The 6,476-nt window shown below is 39.0% G+C and carries 3 protein-coding genes and 1 pseudogene; all 4 read left to right on the top strand.

The window, feature by feature from the left end:
* Window positions 1-145 precede the first annotated feature (145 nt).
* A pseudogene (maeB, locus tag BHE89_RS06910) lies at window positions 146-2,428 on the top strand (NADP-dependent oxaloacetate-decarboxylating malate dehydrogenase).
* 181 nt (window positions 2,429-2,609) lie between these two features.
* Window positions 2,610-3,479: a ChaN family lipoprotein gene (locus tag BHE89_RS06905; protein ID WP_069368883.1), complete on the top strand. Its 870-nt coding sequence runs from the start codon at window positions 2,610-2,612 to the stop codon at window positions 3,477-3,479.
* A gap of 45 nt (window positions 3,480-3,524) precedes the next feature.
* Window positions 3,525-4,307: an energy transducer TonB family protein gene (locus BHE89_RS06900; RefSeq protein WP_286145957.1), complete on the top strand. Its 783-nt coding sequence runs from the start codon at window positions 3,525-3,527 to the stop codon at window positions 4,305-4,307.
* 27 nt (window positions 4,308-4,334) lie between these two features.
* On the top strand, window positions 4,335-6,476 hold a 2,142-nt coding region (locus BHE89_RS06895; RefSeq protein WP_141008274.1), incomplete at its 3' end, for a S9 family peptidase.

Below are 6,476 nucleotides of genomic sequence, written 5' to 3'. Positions count from 1 at the left end.
AATAATATACCTATAACTAGGTATTAATGGTTTTTAATAAATCGAGTTTACTAATTTGAAAAAAGTGTCGGAGCCGTCATGATTTAACGCTCCATTACCATTATACTAACGAAGCCCTTACCCTATTGATACAAAGGATATGAAGATGGAAGACAAATTAAAACAAAGCGCCCTAGATTTTCATGAATTTCCCGTACCAGCAAAATCACCGTCGTACCAACAAAACCACTCATAACCCAACGTGATTTAGCATTAGCTTATTCACCTGGTGTCGCTGTTCCTTGCTTAGAAATTGCAGCAAATCCTCTTGCCGCTTATCGCTACACAGCCAAAGGCAATCTTGTCGCAGTGATTTCAAATGGTACTGCGGTATTAGGACTTGGCAATATCGGCGCTTTAGCAGGTAAGCCTGTAATGGAAGGTAAAGGCGTTTTGTTTAAGAAGTTTTCTGGCGTTGATGTTTTTGACATCGAAGTGAACGAAACTGATCCTGATAAACTTGTTGATATTATTGCATCATTAGAGCCAACATTTGGTGGTATTAATCTCGAAGATATTAAAGCACCAGAGTGTTTCTATATTGAGAAAAAACTGCGTGAAAAAATGAATATTCCTGTATTCCATGATGATCAGCATGGTACAGCGATTATCTCTACTGCCGCTATTCTCAATGGATTGCGTATTATTAAAAAAGACATTAGCAAAGTGAAATTAGTGGTATCAGGCGCGGGTGCCGCATCTATTGCTTGCATGAACTTATTAGTTGCATTAGGGCTAACACGCGAAAACATCACTGTATGTGACTCTAAGGGTGTGATCTACCGCGGTCGTGAAGCGAATATGGCAGAAACCAAAGCTGCTTATGCGATTGAAGATAACGGTACTCGTACATTAGATGATGTTATTAATAATGCTGATATTTTCTTAGGTTGTTCTGGACCTGGCGTATTAACGCAAGAAATGGTCAAAAAAAATGGCACGTGATCCACTGATCCTCGCCCTTGCAAATCCAGAGCCAGAAATTCTACCACCATTAGCAAAAGCGGTGCGTTCAGATGCGATTATCTGTACAGGGCGTTCTGACTACCCAAATCAAGTTAATAACGTATTGTGTTTCCCATTCATTTTCCGTGGCGCATTAGACGTTGGTGCAACCGCAATTAATGAAGAGATGAAACTCGCTTGTGTTCATGCGATTGCAGAATTAGCACTCGCTGAGCAGAATGAAGAAGTTGCTTCTGCCTATGGTGATCAGGAACTCTCTTTTGGTCCTGAATACATTATTCCAAAACCGTTTGATCCACGTTTGATTGTGAAAATTGCGCCGGCAGTTGCAAAAGCGGCGATGGATTCAGGTGTTGCAACTCGTCCAATTGAAGATTTCTCTGCTTATATCGAACATCTTAATGAGTTTGTTTATAAAACGAACTTATTTATGAAACCTATTTTCTCTCAAGCGAAAAAAGAGAAAAAACGTATTGTGTTAGCAGAAGGGGAAGAAAATCGTGTACTTCATGCAACACAAGAATTAGTCACATTAGGATTAGCCTCACCAATCTTAATAGGTCGCCCTAGTGTGATTGAAATGCGTATTCAGAAATTGGGGTTACATATTAAAGCGGGTAAAGACTTTGAAGTCGTGAATAATGAAAACGATCCACGCTTCAAAGAGTATTGGCAAGAATATCACCAAATCATGAAACGTCGCGGTGTATCACAAGAACAAGCTCGTCGTGCAATGATTGGCAATCCAACACTTATTGGTGCCATTATGGTTCGCAGAGGTGAAGCAGATGGTCTGATTTGTGGTACTGTGGGTAGCTATTCTGAACATTTTGAAATCTACAAAAATGTATTTGGCTTACGTGAAGGAATGGAAACTGCGGGTGCAATGAACGCATTGTTATTGCCAAGTGGTAACACTTTTATCACAGACACTTACGTCAATGAAGATCCGACTGCAGAACAACTTGCTGATATTACGATTATGGCTGCGGATACTATCCGTCGTTTTGGTATTGAGCCAAAAGCAGCGCTGGTTTCTCGTTCAAGCTTCGGCTCATTTGATAGCCCATCTTCAATCAAACTCAGAAAAGCATTAGAGCTAATCAAGCAACGTGCACCTGAATTAGAGATTGATGGTGAAATGCATGCAGATGCAGCATTAGTGGAATCTATTCGTCGTGATGTGATGCCAGATAGCCCATTAAAAGGCTCTGCAAATCTATTAGTTATGCCAACAATGGAAGCCGCACGTATTAGTTATAACTTATTACGTGTCACCAGCTCTGATGGTGTAACAGTAGGGCCAGTATTAATGGGTATTGCTAAACCGGCCCATATCTTGACACCCATTGCCTCAGTACGTCGTATTGTGAATATGGTGGCATTAGCTGTTGTTGAAGCTCAGACACAGTCTCAGAATTAATTGTTACTAATCAAATGATTCTATTTATAAAGCGCCTTTTATTAGGCGCTTTTTATACACTTAAAATGGATAGATCAAACATTAAATGCAATTTAATATCAAAATGATATTGATTATTATTAGCATTAATACTAACCTATTCGTTTAATCAGGGTAAGTATATATAGCTAATAGGATGATTATGTTTTTCTCACTGCCAAAAAGGATCTTACTACTCGTTTCATTAATAAATCTTTCAGCATGTCATTCGATAGAGAAACAGCCAGTATCAACCGTAGAGCCGGCAATTATTCAGTCGGCAAACATCATTGATACCCAAACTGGGCAATCCATTACGGCAGATACGTTGTTAACACGATTAGCAAACCAATCACGAGTGATTATTGGTGAAAAACATGACAATACTTATCATCATGATATTGAGTATTGGTTAATAACAGAATTGCCTAAAAAACGTCCTCAAGGATCCGTTTTACTTGAGATGCTAACACCAAGCCAGCAATCATTAGTTAATAATACAAAAAAACGTTATTCTGGCTCTGAATACTTGCGGGATGAGCGATTAATGGCTGCATTGAAATGGAATTCAGGTTGGCCTTGGAAATGGTATGGCAATATTGTTAAAGCAGGGCTAAGCGCTAATTATCCTTTATTAGCTGCAAATATTGATCGCAGTGAAATATATAGTGCGTATAAAAACCCTCCTATTATTGATGGTGTGCATTCAACGGATATATCTGTTCGCCAACGTATTCAAAAAACAATCGAGTATTCTCATGGCGGTGAGCTTGATAAGACACAAGCAGAAAAAATGACGGTTATTCAGCAATTACGAGATCGTGCAATGGCTAAGCGTTTATTAGATGCGCCGACACCTGCACTTTTAATTGCGGGTTCTTTTCATGCCACGAAAGTCATGGGTGTACCTTTACATGTTGCTGACTTAGCGCCAAATGAAAATGTGACCGTCGTAATAATGGCGGAAGAGGGGAGTGATGTGACTTCAGTTCATGCGGATTATCTTTGGATAACACCAGTTGCATTACCTTAATTTATTGGCTGCGCGAATATGATTACTTCTTCTTGTATGGATCAAATGCCAAAATTTCAGCTTTGTAGTGCTAAAGCGTTTATTTTGGCAATCGGTATACATGCTATTTATGTCATGGCTTATTTTTATTTCAATAAAGAGAATACGGTATTAATACAAGAGCCAGAATTAGCGGTAATGATGAGCTTAAGTGAAAACGTACAAGCGATCAGCGACGAAAAACAGATTGTAGGTGTTGATCAACAACTGGCGGTGGCAAGCCAAAAAAAGGTAGAGCAAGACGTTGCTGAAAAACAGCCTGATCTGATTGTGAATGAAAATGCAGATATTCTTATCGAAAAACCTAAAAAAAGGGTCAATCGAGAGGAAATGGCTAAAGTAACACCCGTCATCTCTCCTGTAAAACCTTCACCTATTATTAGTGAAAATGTGTCTAGTCAATCAGCACCTTCAAGCAGTCGCTCTGTGGCGAAACAACAATCTAATGATGTTAGTGCAAACTATGACAGCGATTCTGAGAGTTCAGAAAGTGCGTTAGCATTGTGGCAAGCGAAAACAAAAGGGCATCTTAATCGCTATAAAGCCTATCCTGAAGAAGCAAAAAGCAAAGGTAGAACGGGAGTTTCTAAAGTACGCTTTATTGTTGATGAACAAGGTTATGTCATATCAAGTGAATTAATTCTCAGTAGTGGCGTGCGTTCTTTAGACCGAGAAGCACAAAGAGTACTCAAACGTGCAGAACCCTTACCTATACCGCCAATAGAGTTATTGTCACAAGGTAAAATAATGGTTGAAATGCCTATCGAGTTTTCTACACTAACGTTCTAACAACGGGTAAAAAGGAAATAAAACGTTATGCTAATCGCAACAAAAAAACGGATGACGTTGAAATTAACGAGTGCGATCATAGCATTGTTAATTTCAGCAACACCTGTATTGGCTCAAAATCAGAAGGACTCCCTAGTGATGCCACCAAAAGCAAATAAAGTACCTCACGTGATGACAGAGCATGGGGATACGCGCACCGATAATTATTATTGGCTACGAGATGATTCACGCAAAGATCCTAAAGTACTTGATTATCTGAATGCGGAAAATGCTTATACTGAATCAGTGATGAAAGAGGGTAAAGCCCTTGAAGAAACGCTTTTCAATGAGATGGTAAGTCGCATGGCTCAAAACGATGAGTCAGTACCTTACATTTACAATGGCTATACTTATCGTACTATTTACCAAGAAGGTAAAGATTTTCCTATTTATCAGCGTAAACCCGTAAATAGTGACAGTGAATGGGAAGTTCTCGTTGATGGAAACGAACGTGCTAAAGGGCATGAGTTCTATCAATTAGGTGATCTCACTATCAGCCCAGATAACAAACGCATTGCTATTGCAGAAGATAAAGAAGGCCGCAGAAACTATAATGTTGCCTATAAAGATTTATCAGATAACACATGGAAAGAGAATGTGTTAACTCATATCTCAGCAAACTTAGTGTGGGCAAATGATAGCAAAACACTATTTTATGTTGATAAAGATCCGCAAACGCTACTGCCTTACCAAATCTATCGCCATCAATATGGCACTGATCGTAAACAAGATATCAAAATCTTTGAAGAAAACGACGATCGCTTTTATACATGGATAAGTAAAAGCAAATCTGAAGATTACATTCTTGTCTCTATCGAAAGCTCAACAACCTCTGAATCTCGTTTAATTGACGCAAATGCACCAGAAAAACCGATGGTTATCTTTTCTGCGCGTCAAGAAGGGCGTGAATATGATATCGACCATTTTAATGGTGAATTCTATATTCGTTCGAATCATGAGAGTGAGCTGTTTGGTCTTTATAAAACCGCATCAATCGATAAACCTTGGGAAACCGTCATTGCACCCCAAAAAGAGGTCGATTTAGAAGGTTTTGATCTTTTTAATCGTTGGTTAGTTGTTGAAGAAAGAAAACAAGGTTTAGTGTCATTACGCCAGATTGATTGGAAAACAGGTCAATCAACATATGTTACGTTTGACGATCCTGTTTATATGGCATGGCTAGGATTTAACCCTCAAGCAGATAGTGAAGAGCTTCGCTTTGGTTATACGTCTATGACGACACCTTCTTCAACTTATCAATGGAATATGCAAACGCATCAAAAGCAACTACTGAAACAGCAAGAAGTAAAAGGCTTTGAACGTGATTTATATGAAAGTGAGCGTATTTGGGTAAAAGCACAAGATGGTGTTGAAGTTCCTGTATCATTGGTTTATCGCAAAGACTTATTCAAGAAAGGTGAAAACCCTATCTTAATTTATGGCTATGGTTCTTACGGTAGTAGCATCGATCCTTCATTTAGCTCACCTCGTTTAAGTTTGTTAGATCGTGGTTTTGTTTATGCCATTGTGCATGTGCGTGGTGGTGGTGAGCTAGGCAAGCGTTGGTATAACCAAGGTAAAATGGAACATAAAGTTAATACTTTTACCGACTTTATTGATGCTACTAACGACTTAATAGCTAAAGGTTACGGAGCACCTAAACACGTTTATGCTATGGGAGGGAGTGCAGGCGGTTTATTAATGGGTGCTGTTGTGAATATGGCACCGGAATTATACCGTGGTGTGGTATCTCAGGTTCCCTTTGTGGATGTGTTGACAACAATGCTCGATGCTTCAATTCCTTTAACCACTGGGGAATATGAAGAATGGGGAAATCCGGCTGATAAAGAAGTTTATTTCCGCTTAAAATCGTATAGCCCATACGATAATGTGGTTGCTAAAGCTTATCCTCATCTATTAGTCACAACAGGATTACATGATTCACAAGTGCAATATTGGGAACCTGCAAAATGGGTTGCTAAATTGCGTGAATTAAAAACGGATAATAACTTATTATTACTTGATACTAATATGAGTGCAGGGCATGGTGGTAAATCAGGACGTTTTAATCGTCTGCGCGATACTGCAAAAGAATATGCCTTTATTTTGATGTTAGAACAGCCTGAAGTC

This window comes from Shigella sp. FC1967, assembly GCF_001743005.1.
Taxonomy (GTDB): domain Bacteria; phylum Pseudomonadota; class Gammaproteobacteria; order Enterobacterales; family Enterobacteriaceae; genus Proteus.
This window is presented reverse-complemented; position numbering and strand designations above follow the sequence as displayed.

Bases quoted from the DNA above. Each gene is read 5' to 3' on its own strand.
- BHE89_RS06905 (WP_069368883.1), top strand. From the start codon at position 2,610: ATGTTTTTCTCACTGCCAAAAAGGATCTTACTACTCGTTTCATTAATA.
- BHE89_RS06900 (WP_286145957.1), top strand. From the start codon at position 3,525: ATGCCAAAATTTCAGCTTTGTAGTGCTAAAGCGTTTATTTTGGCAATC.